Origin of the sequence: Serratia sp. 2C06, assembly GCF_050037615.1 — a bacterium.
GTDB classification, from domain to species: domain Bacteria; phylum Pseudomonadota; class Gammaproteobacteria; order Enterobacterales; family Enterobacteriaceae; genus Serratia; species Serratia ureilytica.
Map to the genome: position 1 here is coordinate 2595424 of NZ_CP188299.1, position 21799 is coordinate 2617222.

21 protein-coding genes are annotated in these 21799 nt (G+C 63.3%); 14 read left to right on the forward strand and 7 right to left on the reverse strand.

Annotated features, from left to right (window positions below):
• Position 1: 1 nt before the first annotated feature.
• Positions 2–520 carry a GNAT family N-acetyltransferase gene (locus tag ACP3TA_RS12875; protein WP_033642367.1) on the forward strand — a complete coding sequence of 173 codons (519 nt, stop codon included), beginning with the start codon at positions 2–4 and terminating at the stop codon, positions 518–520.
• 3 nt (positions 521–523) lie between these two features.
• Here ACP3TA_RS12875 and ACP3TA_RS12880 read toward each other — a convergent pair whose 3' ends face one another.
• From ACP3TA_RS12880 to ompC, 3 genes are all read right to left on the reverse strand, one after another.
• Positions 524–1354, reverse strand: coding sequence for a 5'-nucleotidase, lipoprotein e(P4) family (locus tag ACP3TA_RS12880; RefSeq protein WP_050594410.1), 831 nt, complete (start codon positions 1352–1354; stop codon positions 524–526).
• 15 nt (positions 1355–1369) lie between these two features.
• Positions 1370–2218, reverse strand: coding sequence for a GNAT family N-acetyltransferase (locus ACP3TA_RS12885; RefSeq protein WP_033642369.1), 849 nt, complete (start codon positions 2216–2218; stop codon positions 1370–1372).
• 179 nt (positions 2219–2397) lie between these two features.
• Complete coding sequence (gene ompC, locus ACP3TA_RS12890) at positions 2398–3495, reverse strand: porin OmpC (protein WP_033650535.1); 1098 nt, start codon at positions 3493–3495, stop codon at positions 2398–2400.
• A gap of 240 nt (positions 3496–3735) precedes the next feature.
• Here ompC and ACP3TA_RS12895 point away from each other — a divergent pair, with 240 nt between their 5' ends.
• From ACP3TA_RS12895 to dinG, 4 genes are all read left to right on the forward strand, one after another.
• Complete coding sequence (locus tag ACP3TA_RS12895; RefSeq protein ID WP_042783963.1) at positions 3736–4392, forward strand: glutathione S-transferase family protein; 657 nt, start codon at positions 3736–3738, stop codon at positions 4390–4392.
• Positions 4393–4515: 123 nt separating this feature from the next.
• Positions 4516–4848, forward strand: a complete 333-nt coding sequence (locus ACP3TA_RS12900) for a carboxymuconolactone decarboxylase family protein (protein ID WP_089194442.1) — start codon at positions 4516–4518, stop codon at positions 4846–4848.
• Complete coding sequence (locus ACP3TA_RS12905) at positions 4838–5230, forward strand: tautomerase family protein (protein WP_426784294.1); 393 nt, start codon at positions 4838–4840, stop codon at positions 5228–5230. The genes ACP3TA_RS12900 and ACP3TA_RS12905 overlap by 11 nt, the downstream gene beginning before the upstream one ends.
• 66 nt (positions 5231–5296) lie before the next feature.
• A complete protein-coding gene (gene dinG / locus ACP3TA_RS12910; RefSeq protein WP_033642371.1) occupies positions 5297–7495 on the forward strand; it encodes an ATP-dependent DNA helicase DinG in 2199 nt (732 codons plus the stop codon).
• On the opposite strand, the gene ACP3TA_RS12915 is transcribed toward dinG, so the two are convergent.
• The gene (locus tag ACP3TA_RS12915) at positions 7496–7930 is read right to left on the reverse strand and encodes an Lrp/AsnC family transcriptional regulator (protein WP_042783967.1); all 435 of its coding nucleotides are present in this window, start codon (positions 7928–7930) and stop codon (positions 7496–7498) included.
• A 136-nt stretch (positions 7931–8066) separates the two neighbouring features.
• Here ACP3TA_RS12915 and ACP3TA_RS12920 point away from each other — a divergent pair, with 136 nt between their 5' ends.
• Positions 8067–8975 (forward strand): DMT family transporter, encoded by a 909-nt coding sequence (locus ACP3TA_RS12920; RefSeq protein ID WP_089194443.1) that lies wholly within the window; start codon positions 8067–8069, stop codon positions 8973–8975.
• Between the two features lie 3 nt (positions 8976–8978).
• On the opposite strand, the gene prpR is transcribed toward ACP3TA_RS12920, so the two are convergent.
• Positions 8979–10580: a propionate catabolism operon regulatory protein PrpR gene (prpR, locus tag ACP3TA_RS12925; protein ID WP_096242063.1), complete on the reverse strand. Its 1602-nt coding sequence runs from the start codon at positions 10578–10580 to the stop codon at positions 8979–8981.
• 244 nt (positions 10581–10824) lie between these two features.
• On the opposite strand from prpR, the gene prpB reads away from it, so the two are divergent.
• The 4 genes from prpB (at position 10825) to ACP3TA_RS12945 (ending at position 15123) form a co-directional block, all read left to right on the forward strand.
• Positions 10825–11715, forward strand: a complete 891-nt coding sequence (gene prpB / locus ACP3TA_RS12930; RefSeq protein ID WP_043137053.1) for a methylisocitrate lyase — start codon at positions 10825–10827, stop codon at positions 11713–11715.
• Positions 11716–11748: 33 nt separating this feature from the next.
• Positions 11749–12912 carry a bifunctional 2-methylcitrate synthase/citrate synthase gene (gene prpC, locus ACP3TA_RS12935; RefSeq protein ID WP_096242064.1) on the forward strand — a complete coding sequence of 388 codons (1164 nt, stop codon included), beginning with the start codon at positions 11749–11751 and terminating at the stop codon, positions 12910–12912.
• Positions 12913–12962: 50 nt separating this feature from the next.
• The gene (locus ACP3TA_RS12940) at positions 12963–14414 is read left to right on the forward strand and encodes a bifunctional 2-methylcitrate dehydratase/aconitate hydratase (RefSeq protein WP_096242821.1); all 1452 of its coding nucleotides are present in this window, start codon (positions 12963–12965) and stop codon (positions 14412–14414) included.
• A gap of 79 nt (positions 14415–14493) precedes the next feature.
• Positions 14494–15123, forward strand: a complete 630-nt coding sequence (locus tag ACP3TA_RS12945; RefSeq protein WP_426784295.1) for a LysE family translocator — start codon at positions 14494–14496, stop codon at positions 15121–15123.
• Here the strand turns inward: ACP3TA_RS12945 and ACP3TA_RS12950 are convergent.
• Positions 15120–15959, reverse strand: a complete 840-nt coding sequence (locus tag ACP3TA_RS12950) for a helix-turn-helix transcriptional regulator (protein ID WP_033650544.1) — start codon at positions 15957–15959, stop codon at positions 15120–15122. The genes ACP3TA_RS12945 and ACP3TA_RS12950 overlap by 4 nt on opposite strands.
• A 99-nt stretch (positions 15960–16058) precedes the next feature.
• Here ACP3TA_RS12950 and ACP3TA_RS12955 point away from each other — a divergent pair, with 99 nt between their 5' ends.
• The 4 genes from ACP3TA_RS12955 to ACP3TA_RS12970 are packed head-to-tail and all read left to right on the forward strand — an operon-like array spanning position 16059 to position 21071.
• The gene (locus tag ACP3TA_RS12955; RefSeq protein WP_206359434.1) at positions 16059–17483 is read left to right on the forward strand and encodes an MFS transporter; all 1425 of its coding nucleotides are present in this window, start codon (positions 16059–16061) and stop codon (positions 17481–17483) included.
• A 57-nt stretch (positions 17484–17540) separates the two neighbouring features.
• The gene (locus ACP3TA_RS12960) at positions 17541–18170 is read left to right on the forward strand and encodes an FMN-binding negative transcriptional regulator (protein WP_123061490.1); all 630 of its coding nucleotides are present in this window, start codon (positions 17541–17543) and stop codon (positions 18168–18170) included.
• 38 nt (positions 18171–18208) lie between these two features.
• Complete coding sequence (gene ybiB, locus ACP3TA_RS12965) at positions 18209–19168, forward strand: DNA-binding protein YbiB (protein ID WP_047572182.1); 960 nt, start codon at positions 18209–18211, stop codon at positions 19166–19168.
• A 46-nt stretch (positions 19169–19214) separates the two neighbouring features.
• The gene (locus ACP3TA_RS12970; protein WP_206196174.1) at positions 19215–21071 is read left to right on the forward strand and encodes a M3 family metallopeptidase; all 1857 of its coding nucleotides are present in this window, start codon (positions 19215–19217) and stop codon (positions 21069–21071) included.
• 62 nt (positions 21072–21133) lie between these two features.
• Here ACP3TA_RS12970 and ACP3TA_RS12975 read toward each other — a convergent pair whose 3' ends face one another.
• Positions 21134–21769 (reverse strand): carbonic anhydrase, encoded by a 636-nt coding sequence (locus ACP3TA_RS12975; RefSeq protein WP_101453365.1) that lies wholly within the window; start codon positions 21767–21769, stop codon positions 21134–21136.
• Between the last annotated feature and the right edge of the window lie 30 nt (positions 21770–21799).

Genomic DNA, 21799 nt, shown 5'->3' on the forward strand with positions numbered 1-21799 from the left:
CATGATTGAATTGCAACAGTGGGACGCCGGCGCGGCGCAAAGCGCCATTGCCGAATTGGCCGAAATGCTGCACGCCAGCGTGGCGCACGGCGCCAGCATCGGTTTTGTCATGCCCTTTACGCTGACGCAGGCGCAGGCGTTTTGGCAGGGGTTGCTGCCGGCCATCGCGCGGGGAGAGCGTGCGATGCTGGTGGCGCTCGCGAACGGCCGGCCGGTCGGCACCGTGCAGCTGTTACTGGCGATGCCGGACAACGGCCGTCACCGGGCGGAAGTGGTCAAGCTGATGGTGCACCCGCAGGCGCGGCGGCAGGGCGTCGCCCGGCTGTTGATGCAGGAAGTGCAGGCGCTGGCGGCGCGTCATCGCCGCAGCCTGTTGGTGCTGGATACCCTGAGCGGCAGCGCGGCGCAGGGGCTGTACCGTCAATTGGGGTTCGAGGCGGCGGGCGACATCCCGCAATACGCCCGCGCCAGCGACGGCGGGGCGTTGGAGGCCACCTGCTATATGTACAAACTGCTGTGAGGGTTAGCGCCCGCGCCAGGCTTTGATCGCCTGCTGGCGCACCTGCAGCTTTTGCTGCGGCGTCAGCTTGTTGTAGTCGCGAGCCAGGCCGCTTTCCCAGTCGCCGTACATCGGGTTGGGCAGCACGATGAATTCGGTGCCGAACTTGGCCTGGTTCTCGCTGACGAACGCCCGGCGCTGCGCATTGTCCTGGTGGTAAGTCGCGGCGCCGAAGTCGTTCAGGTTGTCGCCCGCGTACACCACGATGTCATAGCCGGCTTGTTTGATGGCGTCGAAGCGCGCCTGTTTATTGGCGGTGTCGGTGCTGAGCAGCACGGTTTTTTCCGACAGGCCGGTGAAACCGAGCTTCTGCATGTTGGCCACCGTGGCGGCGTAGTCGCTCTGTTTACGGTTCGACACGTAGAACATGGTCCCCTGATGGGCGTTAACATAGCGGGCGAACGCCACTGCGCCCGGCACCGCGGCGGCCTGTTCGGCCTGCGTCCATTTGGCCCAAGTCGCGCCGTCGTACGGTCGGCCCTGCTGCGCCTGCCAGCCGGAGTAGGCGCTGTTATCCAGCATGGTTTCATCCAGATCGACCACCACCGCCTTTTTACGGCCTGGCGCGGCCCTGGCCTGATCGAAGGCGCGTTGCGCGCTGTTGAACGCCTGATGTGCCAGCGCCTGGTATTCGCCGGACTGTTGGAACCAGTTGACCGCCAGCACCGATTGATCCGCCAACCGCTGCTGGGCCTGGGCGTCGGTGTGCGGCGGCTGCGCGCAACCGGTCAAGGCCAGCAGCGCGACGCCCATCGCCGCGCCGAGGGTGAGTGTGCGTACCTGTTTTCCTGCCATTGTTATCTCTCTTTTTTATTGTGGACTGTCCAGCAGCATATCCATCTCGAACTGACGCAGGGGATCCTGCCGCCAGCCAAGATGCGTAAAGAAGGGGGCGGCCACCTCGGGCACAAAAACGTTGGCGGTCAGCGGCAAAGGGGCGAACTGCGCTTGCAGAGCGGCCAGCAAGGCGCGGGCATGCCCCTGGCCGCGATGCTGCGGCGGCACGTAGATCAGGCGCAGCCAGCAGTGCTCGGCGCCGGGCATCACCACGGCGTAGGCTTGGCGTTCGAGGGTATAAGCGCGCGGTTTGCCCGGCAGTTTGAACAGCGATTCGGGGGCGATCAGCCAGGGCAGGTCGGTGGCGCCTTCCGCCGTCAGGCGATGGCTGACGGTAAGCGGATCGACCGCCTGCAGCACCGCATTGCCTGGCGGCACGGCCGCCGGCGCCTGATGGCCGGTCAGGGTGCGCACGATGCGCAGCCCGGCGCGGTGGTACAGCGCCAGCGCGGCTTCGTTGCCTTCGATCACTTCCAGCGACAGCCGATGATCGCCGCGCTGACGGGCATCCGCTACTACCCGCTGCATCAGCGCCTTACCCAGCCCCTGGCCGCGCATCTCGGGGCGTACGGAAAAGGCCGCGATCCGGCTGTGCCGGCCGCGGCGGGCGATCAGCGCCACCGCCACCGGTTCATTGCGATGGGTGACGATCAGGCTGTCGTTCAGGCTGAGATCTTCGGCGCCGAAGCGGGCGGCGAAGGTCGGCCCGTCGAGGACGAAACGCACGATGTAGTTTTCAAAACAGTGGTTGAGGATGTTCGCCAGTTCGTCGCTGCTGTAGCGCACGGCGTTGTGATAGTTAAACCGACCGTCGTTATGCATGGCTGATTCCGCTCGGGGGAAAGCTATACATGTAGACCCGTTTGTTTGGCAAGGCAAGCGGGGGCATTCGCCGGCGGGGAAAATAAAAACAAAAAAGCCGGACGCAGCCGCCCGGCGAAATAAAACTCTGGGTATCAAGTGACGCTAAAGTTTGCAGTGGTGGTTATTCATTCATCACATCAGAACTGATAGGTCAGGGCGACGGCAATCACGTTGTCGTCTTTCAGACCCAGCTTATTATTGCTGTCGAGCTGGTTGATTTTATAATCCACATAGGTCGACATGTTCTTGTTGAAATAGTAGTACGCGCCGACGTCGATATATTTCACCAGGTCGGCATCGCCGATGCCTTCAATATCTTTGCCCTTCTGCTGAACGTAGCCCAGCGATGGACGCAGACCGAAGTCGAACTGATATTGCGCAACCAGTTCCAGGCCTTCGGCTTTATTGGCGAAGCCGCTGACGGAAGTGGAGCGGTTATTGATGGTGGCGGTGCCGGAAATTGGCGCGATGTTGCGGCTTTCCGAGTAGGTCGCGGCCAGGTAGACATCGTTGTTGTCATACTTCAGACCGGCGGCCCAGATATCGGCCTTGTCGCCTTTACCGAAGGTGCCCGCTTTCTGACTGGCGGTGCGGTTGGAAGAGGCATAGGCGGCGCCCACGCTCAGGCCGTCGATGATTTCATAGCTGGAGGAAAGACCCCAGCCGTCGCCGTTAGCCTTGCTGGCGGAGCGGCCGTCGTTTTCGTTCTTGCCCTGATACTGGACGGCGAATTTCAGGCCGTCGACCAGACCGAAGAAGTTGTTATTGCGGTAGGTGGCGACGCCGTTGGTGCGGCCGTTCATGAAGTTGTCGGTTTTGACGTACGCGTCGTCGCCGAATTCAGGCAGCATATCCGTCCAGGCGCCGACGTCGTAAATAATGCCGTAGTTGCGACCGTAGTCGAAAGAACCAAGGTCTTTATATTTCAGACCGGCGAAGCCCAGACGCGTTTTAGTGTCTTTGGTGCCGTCGGATTCAGAATGGTTAGCGGCGATCTGATATTCCCACTGGCCGTAACCGGTCAGCATGTCATTAATCTGGGTGGCGCCTTTAAAGCCGATACGGACGTAGGTTTTATCGCCATCGTTGCCGGCATCATCGGAGAAATAATGCAGGGCTTTCACACGACCGTAAAAATCGAGTTTGTTGCCGTCTTTATTGTAGATTTCTGCTGCCTGTGCCGCTTGCGCAAGTAAAAGTGCCGGAATAATAACGGCCAGAAGATTACGTTTCATGGGTTACCCTGCTTTATTCGATTAAAAGACGCTATCATCAGTTGCATTGCTGCTTTACTGTGCCGTCCGGTTGTTGGCGGCGGAGAATTTTTACCGTAGTAATGTGATCTATTTATGACAAAAAATTCATTTTCATGTCGAACGATTAAAAAAGTCGCGCAAAGGGTGAATTTTTTCTGCAACCGACGGTCGGCGGCTGGTCTACAGTTACCGATAGCCTGATCGGTTTCCGGAGGAATCATGCACGATACTTATACATTGTTCGGTACGCAGGGGTGTGGCTCGACCATCGTGGCCGCCGCGTTGGTGCTGACCGCGTTCCCCTGGGGCTACGAGGAAGTGGATTACACCCAGGAGGGCCCGGAGCGGGATCGCCTGTTGGCGTTGAACCCGCTCGGTCAGGTCCCCACTCTGGTGCTGCCTGATGACGAAGTGATGACGGAGAGCGCGGCGATTATCCTGCTGCTGCACGATCGCGCACCGCATGCCGAATTGGCGCCGCCCGGCGGCTCGCCGCTGTTGCCGCGCTTTTTGCGCTGGCTGTTGTTCATCAACGCGGAGATTTATCCCACTTTCACCTATGCCGATCATCCGCAGCGCTGGCAGCCGAAAACGGAAGGGGCGGAACAGCTGAAAAACGCAGTGATGAGCTATCGCGAGCGTTTATTGCGGCAGTTGAACGCCGCCGCCGGCGCCGCCGGACCGTGGTTTCTCGGCAAGAGCTTCAGCGCGCTGGATCTGTACGTGGCGGTGATGTGCAACTGGCGGCCGGGGCGCGCGTGGTTCCGGCAACACTGCCCGCGGCTTTACGCCATCGCCGAACGGGTGGAGCAGCGGCCGGAGCTGAATGCGCTGCTGAGCGCCCATTTCGACGGCGTTGCGCCGCTGGAATCGTAATATCTCCCCGCCGTCGGCGGGGAACCCTCCCGTTTTTCTGAACCGAGACTGCCGAAAATCCCGATTTTCACTCGCCTCGCTGGCGGGTAGCGTAAGGCTATCCGCAACTGACAGGAGAGTATGATGCAATCAGAATCCCGGGCCGGACAACAGGCGTTCGGCGATATCGCCCCCAAGCTGGCGCAGCTCAGCGACAGCGTCTTGTTTGACGATGTCTGGCAGCGGCCAGAGCTGAGCCCGCGCGAGCGCAGCTTGATCACCGTCGCCGCGCTGGTGGCGCTCAACCGCCTGGAGCAACTGCCGTTTCATCTGCAGCTGGCGCAGCGCAACGGCGTCGATCGCCCGCAATTGGCGGAGCTCATCACCCACCTGGCGTTTTACGCCGGCTGGCCCGCGGCGGCGTCGGCCGTGGCGCGCTTGCGCGAGCTGGAACCGGAGGCGCCCCATGCTGTTTAGCCGCATCGCCCTGCACCAGGGCAAATCCGCCGACTACCTGCAAACCTTGTCCGACAGCCTGCATCAGGCGCTGGTGGAGGCCTTCGAGGTGCCGCCGACGGACAGGTTTCAGGCGATCGATCAATACCGCCCCGGCGAGCTTATCTACGATCGCGACTATCTCGGCGGGCCGCGCAGCGCGGATTTCGTGCTGTTTTACATCACCGCCGGGCGGCCGCGCGACAGCGACACCAAGCGGCGTTTCTACCGACGGCTGGCGGCGCTGCTGGCGGAAAAGCTGCGGCTGAACCCCGAGGATGTGATGGTGGTGATCGCCACCACCCAGTTGGACGAGTGGTCGTTCGGCGGCGGGCGCGCCTCAATGATCGATCCGCAGGCGTAACTCGGGCTGACGTCGCCGGCGGTCTGTGGGACAATAGCGCCATCATTTCGTTTAGATAAGAGTTGAATGGCGCTCTCCTCCGCAGTTAAAGATCAGATTGGCCAGTGGTACAAAGCCCTGCAGCAGCAAATACCGGATTTTATTTCCCGCGCGCCCCAGCGCCAGATGATCGCCGAAGTGGCGAAGACGCTGGCCGGCGACTACCCGCGCCATCTGGCGATCGAGGCGCCGACCGGCGTCGGCAAAACGCTGTCTTACCTGATCCCGGGCATCGCCGTCGGGCGGGCGGAGAGCAAGCCGCTGGTGGTGAGCACCGCCAACGTGGCGCTGCAGGACCAGATCTACAGCAAAGATTTGCCGCTGCTGAAGAAGATTATCCCCGATCTGAAATTTACCGGCGCCTTTGGCCGCGGGCGTTACGTCTGCCCGCGCAATCTGGCGGCGATGAGCACCGACGTTAGCCAACAGGGCGATCTGACGCTGTTTCTCGACGACGAGCTGGCGCCGTCCAGCGGTGAAGAGCAGGCGCTGTGCCAGAAACTGACCAAGGCGTTGGCCCGTTTCGAGTGGGACGGGCTGCGCGATCACTATCAGCAGAGCATCGACGATCCGCTGTGGGCCAAGCTGAGCACCGACAAGGCCAACTGCCTGGGGCGCAACTGCCATTACATCCGTGAATGCCCGTTTTATATCGCCCGCAAAGAGATCGAGAGCGCCGACGTGGTGGTGGCCAACCACGCGCTGGTGATGGCGGCGCTGGAGACGGAATCGGTGCTGCCGAACCCGAAAGAATTGCTGCTGGTGCTGGACGAAGGCCACCATTTGCCGGAGGTGGCGCGCGATGCGCTGGAGATCGACGGGGAAATCACCGCGCTGTCGACCAACCTGCAGCTGGACATGATCGTCCGTCAGGTCGAGCAGTGCATGACGCAGTACCGGCCGAAGAATCCGCCGGGGCTGGCCAACAGCGAACGGCTGAAAAACCATTGCGAGGAGCTGCGTGAGCTGGTGCAGATCTTCGAGCATCAGGTCAGCGCCTATCTGCCCGGCGACAGCGTGGCGGCCGAGCACCGTTTTGAAATGGGCGAGCTGCCCGCGGAGATGGTGGAGAGCTGCGCGCGGCTGTTCAAACTGACCGATGCGCTGCGCGGGCTGGCGGAGTTCGTGCTTAACGATCTTACCGAACAGACCGGCAAGCACGACATCATGCGTCTGCACCGCTCGATCATTCAGATGAGCCGCACGCTGGGCTATCTGGAGGCGATGAGCAAGCTGTGGCGGCTGGCGGCGCTCGACAAGTCGTCCAACGCGCCGATCTCCAAATGGGTCACGCGCGAACTGCGCGATAACGTCACCCATCTGTATTTGCACTGCGTCGGCATTCGCGTCAGCGATCAGCTGGAAAAGCTGCTGTGGCGCAAGGTGCCGCACGTGGTGGTCACCTCGGCCACGCTGCGTTCACTGAACAGCTTCGCGCGTTTGCAAGAGATGAGCGGGTTGAGCGAGAAGGCCGGCGATCGCTTCGAAACGCTCTCATCGCCGTTCAATCACGTCGAACAGGGCAAGATTGTCATTCCGCAGATGCGCTACGAACCGGCGCTCGCCAATGAGGCGGAGCACCTTGAGGAAATGGCGCGGTTTTTCCGCGCCGAGCAGGCGAGCGGCAAGCACAAAGGCATGCTGATCCTGTTCAGCAGCCACCGGGCGATGCAGACTTTCCTCAGCTACGTGACCGATCTGCGGCTGATGCTGCTGGTGCAGGGCGACCAGCCGCGCTACCGGCTGGTGGAAGAGCACCGCAAGCGGGTGGAGAAGGGCGTCGCCAGCGTGCTGGTGGGGCTGCAATCGTTCGCCGAAGGGCTGGATCTGAAAGGCGAACTGCTGACCCAGGTGCATATTCACAAAATCGCGTTCCCGCCGATCGACAGCCCGGTGATCATCACCGAAGGCGAGTGGCTGAAATCGCTGAAGCGTTATCCGTTCGAAGTGCAGAGCCTGCCGAGCGCCTCGTTCAACCTGATCCAGCAGGTCGGCCGCCTGATCCGCAGCAACCAATGTTACGGCGAGATCGTGATCTACGATCGCCGGTTGCTGACCAAAAATTACGGTTCGCGGCTGTTGGCGTCGTTGCCGGTGTTCCCGATTGAGCAGCGCGCGGTGCCGGAGGCCGACAAGGCGCATCTGGCGGCGCTGAAATCCGCCGCCGACGCGGCTAAAAAAGAGAAGAAGCGCGGCAACCCGTTCGCCCGCAAACGGCGGCGTTGATCAGAGCAGCGGCGGCAGGCGGCGCTTGACCGGCGTGGTTTTCACGATCGAGGTGTTGCTCTGCGCATGCTCGGCCAGCCGATCGAGGGTGTGGTCGAGCTGTTCCATCGAGTGCGCCACCAGCCGCACGATAAAGCAGTCTTCGCCGGTCACCTTATCGCATTCGACCACTTCCGGGATCGCCTGAATCAGCTGTTCGACCTTCTTCAGCATGCCCGGCAGCGGCTTGATGCGCACCAGCGACTGAAAGGCGTAACCCACCGCCTGCAGATTGACGTTCAGGGTATAGCCCTGGATCACGCCGCTTTCCTCCAGCCGCCGCAATCTTTCCGACGTGCTCGGCGACGACAGGCCCACCTGCGCGCTCAGCGTCTTCAACGATGCGCGCGCATCTTCCGCCAGAATGGTCAGGATTTGGCGATCGATATCATCCATAACGCCTCCGTTAGGTGTTTCCTTGATTGTAGCTGCGAGAAAAAGGCAGTTAAGCACATCTGCCTTTTTTATGCTATGGAAAGCCGCCCTGCGAAGCCGCAAGCTATGTCTCTGGGCAAGCTTTGAGGAACGCAGAATGAATGCAGAGATAAAACGCGGCTCGCTGGAGATGGCGGCGGCGATGCTGATTTCCGGCTCCATCGGCTGGTTTGTGCTGATGTCCGGCCAGCCGGTTATCAACGTGGTGTTTTGGCGCTGCGCGGTGGGGGCGCTGGTGCTGCTGGCAGTGTGCGGCGCGCTGGGCCAGCTGCGCCGCGATGCGCTGACGCGCGCCACGCTGCTGCTGGCGATCGCCGGCGGCGTCGCGCTGGTGATCAACTGGCTGCTGCTGTTCGCCGCCTATTCCTATGCCTCTATCTCCATCGCCACCGCGGTGTACAACACCCAGCCGTTTATGCTGGTGGGGCTGGGGGCGCTGTTTCTGGGGGAACGGCTGACCGCCCGCAAGTTGCTGTGGTTGGGGCTGGCGTTCGGCGGCATGATGCTGGTGGTGCTGGCTCAGCCGCGGCAGGCGGGGGAGCAGAGCCATTATCTGGCGGGCATCGCGCTGGCGCTCGGCGCGGCGTTTTTCTACGCCCTGATGGCGCTGGCGGCCAAGCGGCTGAAGGGCACGCCGCCCCATCTTATTGCGCTGATCCAGGTAACGGTGGGGGCGGTGATGCTGCTGCCGCTGGTGGATTTTCATGCGTCGGCCAGCGTTGGCCAGTGGGGGATGCTGGCGACGCTCGGCGTGTTGCATACCGGCCTGATGTACGTGCTGATGTACGGCGCGTTGCAGAAGCTGCCGACCCACCTGATCGGCTCGCTGTCGTTCATCTACCCGATCGCCGCCATGCTGGTGGATCGCCTGGCGTTTGGCCACCGGCTGTCGGCATGGCAACTGCTGGGGACGGCGATCATCCTGCTGGCGGCGGCGGGCATGAACCTGTTGGGCGAGCGGCGAGCGCGACTGCTGCCGGCCTCGGACGGCCGGCGCGCCGGCTGATGCTCAGTTCGGTTTTTTCAGCCGACGCCATAAAGTGGTGCGGCTGATCCCGAGCAACCGGGCGGCGGCGGCGTGGTCGCCTCCACACCGCGCCAGGGCTTCGCGGGCGGAGACGGGCGCCGCCTGCGTCTCGGGCGGCGAGACCGCCGCCAGCTCCGGCAGCAGCCACTGCAGGGTCTCGCCGCTCGGTGCGACGCCGGTGCTCAGCATCAGCGCCACCCGCTCCATCATGTTGCGCAGCTCGCGCAGGTTGCCGGGCCAGGCGTAATGACCCAGCGCGGCGTAACACCCGGCCAGGGTGGCGCGCAGCGGCTCCGTCAGCGGCACGTCGAGCGCCGCCAGCGACTGTTTCAGAAAGTGTTCCGCCAGCATTGCGATATCGTCGCCGCGCGCCCGCAGTGGCGGCAGTTGCAGCCGCAGGGCGCTCAGGCGGTAAAACAGATCGGCGCGAAAATCGCCCTGTTGAATCGCCTGCTCCAGGCGGGTGTGGGTGGCGCTGATGACGCGAAAGTCGACCTTTACCGGCTGTTGCCCACCGACCCGGGTGATGGTTTTTTCTTCCAGCGCCCGCAGCAGCCGGGTTTGCAGGTGCAGCGGCATTTCGCCGATCTCATCCAGAAACAGGGTGCCGCCGTTGGCGGTTTCCAGCAGCCCGCGTCGGCCGCCGCGCCGTGAACCGGTGAAGGCGCCTTCTTCATAGCCGAACAGCTCCGCCTCCAGCAGCGATTCGGCGATGGCGCCGCAGTTGATGGCGACGAACGGCGGTGTCGCGCCCCTGGACGGCGCGCCGCGCCGGGAAAAGTATTCGCGGTGGATCGCCTGCGCCGCCAGCTCTTTGCCGGTGCCGGTTTCGCCTTCGATCAACACCGCCGCCGGCGAGCGGGCGTACAGCATGATGGTGCGCCGGGTCTGTTCCATCTGCGGGGAATTGCCCTGCAAATCGCCCAGCCCATAGCGCGGCTGCAGGGTATCGCGCGCGGCGTAGTCGCCGCCGCGTTTGGCGCCGCCCAGCATCAGGCGCGTCACGTCCAGCGCATCGCTGAAGGCGGCGCGCAGGGTGGCGGCGGAATAGAGAAAAATGGCGGTGAGCCCGGCTTCTTCCGCCAGATCGCTGATGAGGCCGGCGCCGACCACGGCCTGAATACCGGCGGCTTTCAGCTCGGCGATCTGGCCGCGCGCGTCCTCTTCGGTGACGTAACTGCGCTGCTCCAGCGGCAGATCGAAGGTTTGCTGGAACTCCATCAGCGCGGGCAGGGGCGTTTTATAGGTGATGACACCGATCCGATCGGCGGTTCTGCGCGCCTTGCTCAGCGCCTGCAGCAGGTCGAAGCCGCCAGGCTTGACCAAAATGACCGGCACCGACAGGCGGCTTTTCAGGTAGGCGCCGTTGGAGCCGGCGGCGATGATGGCGTCGCAAGGCTCGCTAGCCAGGCGAGAGCGGATATGCTGCACCGCCTCCTCGAAGCCGAGACGGATCGGGGTGATGGTCGCCAGGTGGTCGAACTCGAGGCTGATATCCCGGAACAGATCGAACAGGCGGGTGATGGAGACGGTCCAGATCACCGGTTTGTCCGGCGTGCGGGGCGGCGTGATGTGATCGCTCATGGTGGGTTACCGAATGAAAGTGGCTGCATTAGGTGTAGCCTTGTTTCAGTCATGTTTCAAATATGCCGACTGAAACCGAGATTGAAACGTTAACTGAAACGTTTTTTATCGCTTGGTCTGCCCAATGGCGATGCGAATTTTATAACTCACTTATTTTTATCGCTTTTAATTTTTTCCTCGCCAAAGTGCAACCTGGCCCGCCTCTTGCTCTGTCTGTTCCATCTAGCTAATCGGAGAGAACGTCATGACGCTGCGCTCACCCGGGCTCGCCTTTCGTCAGGCCCTGAGTAAAGAAAAACCCCTGCAAATCGCCGGCGCGATCAACGCCAACCATGCCCTGCTGGCCCAGCGGGCGGGGTTCCAGGCCATCTATCTTTCCGGCGGCGGCGTGGCGGCCGGTTCGCTGGGGCTGCCGGACCTGGGTATTTCGACGCTGGACGATGTGTTGACCGATATTCGCCGCATCACCGATGTCTGCCCGCTGCCGCTGCTGGTGGATGTCGACAGCGGTTTCGGCGCATCGGCGTTCAACGTCGCCCGCACGGTGCGCTCGGTGAGCAAGGCCGGGGCGGCGGCGCTGCATATCGAAGATCAAGTCGGCGCCAAGCGCTGCGGCCATCGGCCCAATAAGGCCATCGTCTCCACCGAAGAGATGGTGGATCGCATCAAGGCGGCGGTAGATGCGCGCAGCGATCCGGACTTCGTGATCATGGCGCGCACCGATGCGCTGGCGGTGGAGGGGCTGGAGGCGGCCATCGAGCGCGCTCAGGCTTACGTGGCGGCCGGGGCCGACATGCTGTTCCCGGAAGCGATCACCGAGCTGGGCATGTACCGCCGCTTCGCCGAAGCGACGCAGGTGCCGATCCTCGCCAACATCACCGAATTCGGCGCGACGCCGCTGTTCACTACCGAGGAGCTGCGCAGCGCCCGGGTGGATATGGCGCTGTATCCGCTGTCGGCCTTCCGGGCGATGAATCGGGCGGCGGAGCGGGTGTACCGCGCCCTGCGCGAAGAGGGCACGCAGAAAAACGTCATCGACACCATGCAGACCCGCAACGAGCTGTATGAAAGCATCAACTACTATTTGTTCGAAGAGAAACTCGACGCTCTGTTCGCTCGCCAACGCGACGAATAAGCGCCATTCACGCAGAAGCCAAATGAGGACAGTATGAGCCAAGCGATCCCCCCGCAAAGCCCGACTGGCGTTAAGCCGAAAAAATCCGTGGCGTTATCCGGCGTGCCCGCCGGGAATACCGCGCTGTGTTCCGTAGGGCGCAGCGGCAACGATCTGCACTACCGCGGTTACGACATTCTCGACCTCGCGCGCCACTGCGAGTTTGAAGAAGTCGCCCATCTGCTGATCCACGGCAAGTTGCCCAACCGCGACGAACTACATGCCTACAAGCAGCGGCTCAAGGCGCTGCGCGGCCTGCCCGCCAGCGTGCGCACGGTGCTGGAGGCGCTGCCGGCGGCATCTCACCCGATGGACGTGATGCGCACCGGCGTTTCGGCCCTCGGCTGCACGCTGCCGGAAAAAGAGCAGCACGGCGCGGCCGGCGCGCGCGACATCGCCGACCGCCTGCTGGCGTCGTTGGGATCGATGCTGCTCTACTGGTATCACTACAGCCACAACGGCGAGCGCATTCAGCCGGAGACCGACGACGATTCCATCGGCGGCCACTTTCTGCACCTGCTGCACGGCGAGGCGCCTTCCGCCAGCTGGGAGCAGGCGATGCACGCGTCATTGATCCTGTACGCCGAGCATGAGTTCAACGCCTCGACCTTCGCCGGCCGGGTGATCGCCGGCACCGGATCCGATGTCTATTCGGCGATCGTCGGCGCCATTGGCGCGCTGCGCGGGCCGAAGCACGGCGGCGCCAACGAGGTATCGCTGGAGATCCAGCAACGCTATGAAACGCCGGACGAAGCGGAAGCCGACATTCGCCGCCGCATCGATAACAAAGAGGTGGTGATCGGCTTCGGGCACCCGGTGTACACCGTCTCCGATCCGCGCCATCAGGTGATCAAAGAGATCGCGCTACGCCTGTCGCAGGACGCGGGCGCGATGAAGCTGTATGACATCGCCGACCGGTTGGAAAGCGTGATGCGCGACACCAAAAACATGTTCCCCAACCTCGACTGGTTCTCGGCGGTGTCTTACCACCAGCTGGGGGTGCCCACCGAAATGTTCACGCCGCTGTTCGTCATGGCGCGCGTCAGCGGCTGGTCGGCGCACATCATCGAGCAACGGCAGGACAACAAAATCATTCGCCCGTCCGCCAACTATACCGGGCCGGAAGCGCGGGCGTTCGTGCCGCTGGATCAGCGCTGAGCGCCGATCGTTATCGTGTCGTTTTCACTCTGGAGCCTTTGGGAATCATGATGCTTGAGTCTGCCAACACCGGCCGTCCGCCGTTCGATCGCGAAATGGTCGATATCGTCGATTATGTAATGAAAGAGGCCGTCGATACCCCGGCGGCGTACCGCACCGCCCATTATTGCCTGCTCGATACCCTCGGCTGCGGGCTGGAGGCGCTGAGCTACCCCGCCTGCAAGAAACTGATGGGCCCGGTGGTGCCGGGTGCCGAGGTGCTGAACGGCAGCCGGGTGCCCGGCACCCGTTTCCAGCTGGATCCGGTGCAGGCGGCGTTCAATATCGGCGCCATGATCCGCTGGCTCGACTTCAACGACACCTGGCTGGCGGCGGAGTGGGGCCACCCGTCGGACAACCTGGGCGGGATCCTGGCGGTGGCCGACTGGCTCTCGCGCCAGGCGGTGGCGGCGGGCAAAGCGCCACTGACCATGCGGCAGGTGCTGATCGCCATGATCAAGGCGCATGAGATCCAAGGCTGCCTGGCGCTGGAAAACGCCTTTAACCGGGTAGGGTTGGATCACGTGCTGCTGGTGAAGGTGGCGTCCACCGCGGTGGTGGCGCAGCTGCTCGGCCTGAGCCGCGAGGCGATCCTGAACGCGGTGTCGCTGGCGTGGGTGGACGGGCAGTCGCTGCGCACCTACCGCCACGCGCCGAACGCCGGCACCCGCAAATCCTGGGCGGCGGGGGATGCGACCGCCCGCGCGGTGCGGCTGGCGCTGATGGCCGCCACCGGTGAGATGGGCTATCCCTCGGCGCTCACGGCGCCGACCTGGGGATTCTACGACGTCTCGTTCAACGGCAAACCTTTCCGCTTCCAGCGGCCGTACGGCGCGTATGTGATGGAGAACGTGCTGTTTAAAATTTCGTTCCCGGCGGAGTTCCATGCCCAGACCGCCGTGGAGGCGGCCATGACGCTGCACCGCCAGATGCAGGCCGCCGGCAAAACCGCCGCCGACATCGCCGCAGTGAGCATCCGCACCCACGAGGCCTGCCTGCGCATTATCGACAAGCAGGGGCCGCTGGATAATCCGGCGGATCGCGATCACTGCATTCAGTATATGGTGGCGATCCCGCTGCTGTTCGGCCGGCTGACGGCGGCGGATTACGAAGACCGGGTGGCCGAAGATCCGCGCATCGACGCATTGCGTAGCAAGATACATTGCCATGAAGATCCCGCCTTCACGCGCGATTATCACGATCCGGAAAAACGCTCGATAGCCAATGCGCTGACGGTGGAGTTCGCCGACGGCAGCCGTCTGGATGAGGTGGCCGTGGAGTACCCCATCGGCCATGCGCGGCGGCGCGAAGAGGGCATCCCGCTGCTGATCGAGAAGTTCAAAACCAACCTGGCGCGCCAGTTCCCGGCCCTGCAGCAGCAGCGCATTCTTGAGGTGTCGCTGGACCGGCAGCGGCTGGCGCAGATGCCGGTCAACGAGTATCTCGATTTGTGGGTGATCTGATGTGAGCGGCGCTGACAAGCCACGTCGGCGTCGCTATGATGGATGCTCCATCCCCGTCCGTCTTCTTATCAGGTGATTCATGATTGATGCTGCAACGCTGTTGTTGTTTTCCGGTGCCTGCGTGGCGCTGGCGCTGACCCCCGGCCCGGATATGCTGCTGATCGCTTCGCGCAGCGTCAGCCAGGGGCGGCGGGCCGGTTTCGCTTCGCTGGCGGGCATTCAACTCGGCACTTACTGCCACGCGCTGGCGGCGGCGCTGGGGTTGTCGCAACTGTTCGTCGCGGTGCCGCTGGCTTACGACGCGGTGAGAATGTTGGGCGCGGCTTATCTGCTTTATCTGGCCTGGAAAACGCTGCGATCCGGCAGCAGTCTGCAGGCTTCCGCCGGGTTGCAGGCGGTGCCGACGGCGCGCATTTTCCGACAGGGGCTGCTGACCAACATCCTCAACCCGAAGATGGCGCTGTTCGTGTTGGCGCTGTTCCCGCAGTTTATCGATCCGCGCGCCGGCTCGGTGGTGGTGCAGATGCTGGCGCTGGCGACGGTGCTGAATCTGGTCGGCTTGCTGATTAACGGCGGGGTGATCCTGGCGGTCAGCGGCATGAAAAGCCGTTTCGCCAGTCGCCGCTTCAGCGCCTGCTGGCCGAACTACCTGCTGAGCGGCGTGTTCGCCGGGCTGGCCTGCAAACTCATTTTCGACAGCCGTCGTTAATCCTCGCGCAGCAGCGCTTCAAACGCCGCGCTGGCCGGTTCGTCCGGCAGCGCGCTGTACATCACCAGCCGCAGATGGTTCTCTTCGTCGACGATGAAAGAGGCATGGTCAAAGGTGACCGGGCCGATCTCCGGGACGACGAAGCTGCGCCGCCCCTGACAGCGTCCGTGAATGTCATGCTGCCGCCAGAGCCGGCGGAACGGCGGCGACACCCGCTCCAGCGCCTGCACCCGTTGGCGCATTACCTCATCCTCCGGCGCGCGGGCGTAGTCGCGGCGGAAGCTGGCCAGGATTTGCGGCGCCTGCGCCTGCCACTCCAGCAGGCGCTCATTGAGCTGCGGATCGGCAAACAGCATCCACAACATGTTGCGCTCTTGCGCCGGGCGATCGCCGATGGCGAACAGCCGCTGTGCCGCCGGATTCCAGGCGATGATGTCCCAACTCAGGTTCATGACGTAGGCCGGCCGCAGCGCCAAATCGTCCAGCAGACGCCGCACCAACGGCGAAACCTGGCACCACTGATGCCCAACCGGCACCGGCGGGCGCTGATGCGCCAATAAGAACAGGTGGTAGCGGCCGGCGGCGTCGAGCTGCAGCACCCGCGCCAGATTTTCCAAAAACGTCACCGACGCATTGATTTCCCTGCCTTGCTCCAGCCAGGTGTACCAGGTGAGGCCGACGCCGGCCAGCGCTGCGACCTCCTCGCGCCGCAATCCCGGCGTGCGGCGGCGGCTGCCGCTCGGCAAACCGACCGCCTCCGGCGACAGTTGTTCTCGTTTTTGCCGCAGAAAATCCCCCAGTTCGTGGCGGGTGCGTTCGAGGGTGCGTGGGGGCATGGCGGCCGTCCTGTTGCTGTCAGTAATAGTATAAATGGCTATATAGTAACAGTTTAAACCGTGTTCCATACTGCGGCCATCATAATCTCTGGAGGTGGTATGGAACATTCATTATCTCGTGAGCGGCGAGGGCTGCTCGGCCTGCCGGTGCTGCTGTTGGGCGGTTTCGTCACGGTGTTCGATCTGTTCGTGGTCAACGTGGCGGCGCCGGTGATCCAGCGGCAGTTCGCCGCCGATTTCGCCGGTGTCGGTTTGATCGTCGCCGGTTATGAACTGGCGTTTGGGGTGCTGCTGATCGCCGGTGGGCGTCTGGGCGATCGATTCGGACGTCGGCGTCTGTTCAGCCTCGGCATGCTGGGATTCACGCTGAGTTCTCTGCTGTGCGGGTTGGCGGGATCGCTCAGCCTGTTGATCGCCGCGCGTATTCTGCAGGGGGCGACGGCGGCGCTGTTGTTCCCGCAAATTTACGCCTTGATGCGGGTGCTGTACGCGCCGCAACAGCGGCGGCGCGCTTTCGCCTGGCTGGGCATGACGCTGGGGTTGGCGGCGATCTTCGGCCAGATCCTCGGCGGATTTATCATCGAAGCCAACCTGTTCGGCAGCGGCTGGCGCATGATCTTTTTGATCAATTTGCCGATCGGCGCACTGGCGCTGTGGGCGGCGCGGCGCATCCCCGAATCGCGGGTGGCGCAGGCGCAGCGGCTGGACGGCGTTGGCCTGTGGCTGGCGGCGACCGGCCTGTCGCTGTTGCTGCTGCCGCTGCTGGAGGGGCCGGCGCACGGCTGGCCGTGGTGGATAGCGCCGATGTTGGCGTTGGCGATGCTGACGCTGTGGGGCTTCCTGCGTTGGGAGCGGCGTCTGGCGCAGCGCGGTGACGATGCGGTGCTCGATCCGGCGCTGTTCCGCCAGGCGGGTTTCGCGCCGGGTATGGCGGTGGTGCTGGCGATTTATGCCACCGCTTCCTCGTTTTTCTTGTGTTTCGCGCTGCTGCTGCAGGCGGGGGCGGGGCTGACGCCTTTTCAGGCGGGCAGCCTGTTCGCCCCGGCCAGCGCGGCCTTTATGTTGGCGTCGATGCTGGCGCCCCGGCTGGCGCAGCGGTGGGGCAACGGCGTGCTGAGCGTGGGCGTGGCGATTTACGCCGCCGGGTTGGCGCTATTGATGGCGCAGGCGCTGTGGGGTGAGGCGCTGGCGCATCCGCTGCGGTTGCTGCCGGGGTTGGTGGTGCTGGGGTTCGGTCAGGCGCTGAGCATGACGCCGCTGCTGAATCTGGTGCTGGGTTTGGCGCAGGAGCGGCAGGCGGGGATGGCGGCGGGTCTGGTCGCCACCGTGCAGCAGGTGGGAGGCGCGTTGGGCATCGTGGTCAGCGGCGTCGGTTTTGTGCCGCTGTTGGCGAGCGGCGGCGCGGCGGAGCGCTATGCCCAAGCCTTTGCCGGCGCCATGGTATTTAATCTGTTGGCGATGGGCGTGGCCCTGCTGTTGTTAAAGCGGATCACTCGAAATAGCCAGAAAGCGGATCTTAAGTAGGCCGCCGGCGGGTGCTTTACTGTTGTCATCATGAGAGAGCGATAAGGAGCCGCACTGATGTTTCAACCCGCCGCATTTCGCGAAGACGATCTGGATGCCCAACTGGCGTTGATCCGCGCCCACCCGCTGGGGCTGTTGGTCAGCCACGGCGAGCACGGATTGACGGCCGACCCGCTGCCGTTTGTGGCTGATGTCGAGCAGGGGCAGCTGCGGCTGCGGGCGCACCTGTCGCGCGCCAACGCGCACTGGCGGCGGCTGCAGCACGCGGCGGAATGCCTGGTAATTTTTCAGGGCGTGGAAGGTTATGTGTCGCCCGGCTGGTACCCGAGCAAGCGCCAGACCGGCAAGGTGGTGCCGACCTGGAATTACAGCATGGTGCAGCTGTATGGCGTACCGACGGTGATGGACGATCCGGCCTGGCTGCGCCGCCAACTGATCGATCTGACCGCGCAGCAGGAAGGGCGCCGCCCGGCGCCCTGGCGGCTCGATGATGCGCCGGCCAACTACATCGCCGCGCAGCTTAAAGGCATCGTCGGTATCGAGATCGCCGTCACCCGGCGCGAAGGCAAATGGAAGATGAGCCAAAACCGCAGCGCCGACGATGCCGGCGGGGTGATCGCCGGGCTGCGCGAGGGCGATGACGCGCAGCGGCGGCTGGCTGAGGAGGTTGAGCGGCGGCGCGGATAGGGTATGCTAACCGAAGAGTGAGCTGAGGGAACCTTCGGATGGATTACACCAAAATTATCAAAGAAATAGGCCGCGGCAAAAATCATGCGCGCGATCTGGATCGGCAGACCGCCTTTGAGCTGTATCAGGCGATGCTGGCTGGAGAGGTCCCCGAGCTGGAGCTGGGCGGCATTCTGATCGCGCTGCGCATCAAGGGCGAAGCCGAAGAGGAGATGCTGGGGTTCTACCAGGCGATGCAGCAGCAGGTATTGTCGCTGCAGGCGCCGCAAGGGCGCCCGCTGCCGGTAGTGCTGCCGAGCTACAACGGCGCGCGCAAGCAGGCCAACCTGACGCCGCTGCTGGCGCTGCTGCTGGCGAAAGTGGGCCTGCCGGTGGTGGTGCACGGCGTCCTGGACGACAGCACCCGCGTGACCAGCGCCGAGATTTTCCGCGCTCTGGGGCTGCCGTGGTCGGAACAGGCCGCTCACGCCCAGCGGCGTCTCGATAACGGCGAGGCGGTATTCATGCCGGTTTCCACGCTGTCGGCGCCGTTGGCGCGGCAGCTCGGATTGCGTTGGCGCATGGGGGTGCGCAACAGCGCCCATACGCTGGCCAAGCTGGCGACGCCGTTTGGCGAACAGGATGCGTTGCGCCTCGCCAGCGTCTCACATCCGGAGTATGTTGGCCGGGTGGCGTCGTTTTTCCGCCAGATCGGCGCCCGCGGGTTGCTGATGCACGGCACGGAAGGCGAGGCCTACGCCAACCCGCTGCGCTGCCCGCAAATTCACCACATCGTCGGCGGCGAACAGCAGGTGCTGCTGGAGCGCACCTTGCCGGATGAAACACCGGCATTGCCGGCGGCGAAAGACGCTGAAACCACCGCGCGCTGGACTGAACGCTGTCTGGCGGGCGAGGTGGCGATCCCGCAGGCCATCCAGCGGCAGGTCGCCTGTTGCCTGGTGGCCGCCGGCGAGAGCGAGACGCTGGAGCAGGGGCTGCAGCGTCTGCGTCAGGCCTAAGCGCGGCTATACTGGGATATTTCCTCATCGGCTGAGAAGGACGGTTATGCAACAGGCTCTCGATTACTTCAATCAATTGAACCAGGATTACCTCGACGTTCACCGCGCCAAAGAAGAGCTGTTCTGGCAAAACTACATGGGCACCGGCGGTGAAGACGTGTCGGCGCGCTTTTCCGCCGCGGAAAGCGCCTATAAGCGCTTTATCGCCGAACCGCGCCGGCTGGCCGAGATCCGCAGCCTGCTGGCCGGATTGGAAGCGCTGCCGCAGGAGGCGCAGCGCGATGCGCTGATCCACGGCCTGCAAGGTTGGCTGCGTTTCTTCGACTGCAACGCCATCGAAGATCCGCAGGCGCAGGCGCTGTTGGATCAGATCATTCACGCCGAGTCCGATCTTTACTCGCGCCGCAAGGGCTATCAGGTCACGCACCTGAACGCCGAGGGCCGGCGGGTGGCGGCCTCGCTCGGCGAACTGTTGACCAACCAGGCAACCAACCCGAACGAAGACTACCGCCGCAGCTCGCAGCAGGCGCTGCGCGACCTGGAGCAATGGCTGCTGCATAACGGCCTGCCGGAGCTGATTGGCCTGCGCAACCGCTTTGCGCGCCAGATGGGCTATCGCAACTATTTCGACTATAAGGTGAACAAAACCGAGCGCATGACGCCGGAGCAGCTGTTCGCCATTCTGGATCGCTTCGAGCGGGAAACCCGCGAGGCCAACGCGCGCAGCCTGCAACAGCTGGCGGCCGACAAGGGCGACCAGGCGCTGGAGCCGTGGAACGTACGCTTCGCCAGCGCCGGCGACGTCACCCGTCAACTGGATCCTTACTTCCCGTTTTCTCGTTCGCTGGAACGCTGGGTCGACAGCTTCAAACGTCTGCACATCGGTTTTGGCGGCGCCGAGATGAATCTCGATCTGCTGGTGCGCAAAGGCAAGTTTGAGAACGGCTTCATGCACGGCCCGGTGCCGCCGTTTGTGCGCCAGGGGGAATGGGTGCCGGCGCGCATCAACTTCACCAGCCTGGCGCAGCCGGGGCAGGTGGGCAGCGGCGCTTATGGGCTCAACACCCTGTTCCACGAGGGCGGCCACGCGGCGCACTTCGCCAACATCCGCCAGAATGCACCGTGCTTCTCGCAGGAGTTCCCGCCGACCTCGATGGCCTATGCCGAAACCCAGTCGATGTTCTGCGACAGCCTGCTGGACGACGCCGACTGGCTGAAACGCTATGCGAAAAACGCCGCCGGCGAAGCGGTGCCCGATGCGCTGATCGAAGCCGGCATCGCGGCGCGCCAGCCGATGCGTGCGTTCAACGAACGCCACATCCTGCTGGTGCCGTACTTCGAGTGGGCGCTGTACCAGTGGGATGACGCGCAGCGAACGCCGGAAGCCATCACCGCGCTGGCGCGCGAGGTCGAGCAAAAGATCCTTGGCATCAGCGGCAGCCCGCGCCCGACGCTGGCGATCCCGCACCTGCTGTCGCTGGAGTCAGCCTGTTCCTACCAGGGCTATCTGCTGGCGATGATGGCGGTAGAGCAAACCCGTCACTTCTTCCTGCAGCGCGACGGCTACCTGACGGACAACCCGGCCATCGGCCCGGATCTGGCGCAACACTACTGGTTGCCGGGCAACAGCGTCAGCCATGACGACACGTTGCGCAGCCTGACCGGCGAAGGGTTTAATCCGGACTATCTGGCGCAGGCCTGCAACCAGACGGTGGCGCAGGCGTGGCACGAGGCGCAGCAGACGATGGCGGCCGCGGCCAGGCGCCCGCAGCCGCCGGCAGATTTCGATTTGGAGGCGCACATCCGGGTGGTGGATGGCGAGACGGTATTGGCGGACAACGCCGACGGTGATGAACGGATGTGCCACGACTTCGCCGCGGCGATAGAGGCGCGCCAGGTTTAAGGCTGACAATAAAATCCACGCCGCGGCGTGGATTTTATTTAATGGCTAAAACCGGCGCTATTTTATTCGAAATAGACGTCGGGATTATCGGCCAGAGAAATGAAACTCTTGGTGTTTCTATCCAGCGTACGAATCTCCCCGCTTTCGATGTCGTACACCCAGCCGTGCAGGCGCAGCCCACTGTTGCGCAGACCCACCGCCACAGAAGGGTGGGTTTTGATATTATTTAGCTGAGCTATGACGTTCTCTTCAACCATAGCGTTAACTTTGTCTGTTTCGTTATCCCAGGTTTTCTTCTCGACCACCGCTTTGGCCGCATCCGCGTAGTGCAGCCAGTGGGCAACGGCAGGCATGGGGTCGAGGCACTGACAGGACGCGATAGCCTTCATGGCGCCACAGTTCGAGTGGCCACAAATCACGATATCAGTCACGCCCAGCGCCACCACCGCGTACTCGATGGTGGCAGAAACCCCACCCGGCTCCGGGCCAAAGGAAGGGACGATATTACCGGCGTTACGGATAACGAACAGTTGCCCAGGCTCTTGCTGCGTCACCAGCTCGGGCACCAGACGGCTGTCAGAACAGGAGATGAAAAGCGCTTTAGGATTTTGGCTGGAGGCCAGGCTGCGAAAGAGTTCCTTACGCTGCGGGAAAATCTCTTTTTGGAAACTGAGGAAACCTTCAATGATATGTTGCATACAACGCTCTCTGCATCTGTAGTCTGCATA

Coding starts and splice junctions, on each gene's coding strand:
- ACP3TA_RS12875 (WP_033642367.1), top strand. CDS start 2: ATGATTGAATTGCAACAGTGGGACGCCGGCGCGGCGCAAAGCGCCATT.
- ACP3TA_RS12880 (WP_050594410.1), bottom strand. CDS start 1,354: ATGGCAGGAAAACAGGTACGCACACTCACCCTCGGCGCGGCGATGGGC.
- ACP3TA_RS12885 (WP_033642369.1), bottom strand. CDS start 2,218: ATGCATAACGACGGTCGGTTTAACTATCACAACGCCGTGCGCTACAGC.
- ompC (WP_033650535.1), bottom strand. CDS start 3,495: ATGAAACGTAATCTTCTGGCCGTTATTATTCCGGCACTTTTACTTGCG.
- ACP3TA_RS12895 (WP_042783963.1), top strand. CDS start 3,736: ATGCACGATACTTATACATTGTTCGGTACGCAGGGGTGTGGCTCGACC.
- ACP3TA_RS12900 (WP_089194442.1), top strand. CDS start 4,516: ATGCAATCAGAATCCCGGGCCGGACAACAGGCGTTCGGCGATATCGCC.
- ACP3TA_RS12905 (WP_426784294.1), top strand. CDS start 4,838: ATGCTGTTTAGCCGCATCGCCCTGCACCAGGGCAAATCCGCCGACTAC.
- dinG (WP_033642371.1), top strand. CDS start 5,297: ATGGCGCTCTCCTCCGCAGTTAAAGATCAGATTGGCCAGTGGTACAAA.
- ACP3TA_RS12915 (WP_042783967.1), bottom strand. CDS start 7,930: ATGGATGATATCGATCGCCAAATCCTGACCATTCTGGCGGAAGATGCG.
- ACP3TA_RS12920 (WP_089194443.1), top strand. CDS start 8,067: ATGAATGCAGAGATAAAACGCGGCTCGCTGGAGATGGCGGCGGCGATG.
- prpR (WP_096242063.1), bottom strand. CDS start 10,580: ATGAGCGATCACATCACGCCGCCCCGCACGCCGGACAAACCGGTGATC.
- prpB (WP_043137053.1), top strand. CDS start 10,825: ATGACGCTGCGCTCACCCGGGCTCGCCTTTCGTCAGGCCCTGAGTAAA.
- prpC (WP_096242064.1), top strand. CDS start 11,749: ATGAGCCAAGCGATCCCCCCGCAAAGCCCGACTGGCGTTAAGCCGAAA.
- ACP3TA_RS12940 (WP_096242821.1), top strand. CDS start 12,963: ATGCTTGAGTCTGCCAACACCGGCCGTCCGCCGTTCGATCGCGAAATG.
- ACP3TA_RS12945 (WP_426784295.1), top strand. CDS start 14,494: ATGATTGATGCTGCAACGCTGTTGTTGTTTTCCGGTGCCTGCGTGGCG.
- ACP3TA_RS12950 (WP_033650544.1), bottom strand. CDS start 15,959: ATGCCCCCACGCACCCTCGAACGCACCCGCCACGAACTGGGGGATTTT.
- ACP3TA_RS12955 (WP_206359434.1), top strand. CDS start 16,059: ATGGAACATTCATTATCTCGTGAGCGGCGAGGGCTGCTCGGCCTGCCG.
- ACP3TA_RS12960 (WP_123061490.1), top strand. CDS start 17,541: ATGTTTCAACCCGCCGCATTTCGCGAAGACGATCTGGATGCCCAACTG.
- ybiB (WP_047572182.1), top strand. CDS start 18,209: ATGGATTACACCAAAATTATCAAAGAAATAGGCCGCGGCAAAAATCAT.
- ACP3TA_RS12970 (WP_206196174.1), top strand. CDS start 19,215: ATGCAACAGGCTCTCGATTACTTCAATCAATTGAACCAGGATTACCTC.
- ACP3TA_RS12975 (WP_101453365.1), bottom strand. CDS start 21,769: ATGCAACATATCATTGAAGGTTTCCTCAGTTTCCAAAAAGAGATTTTC.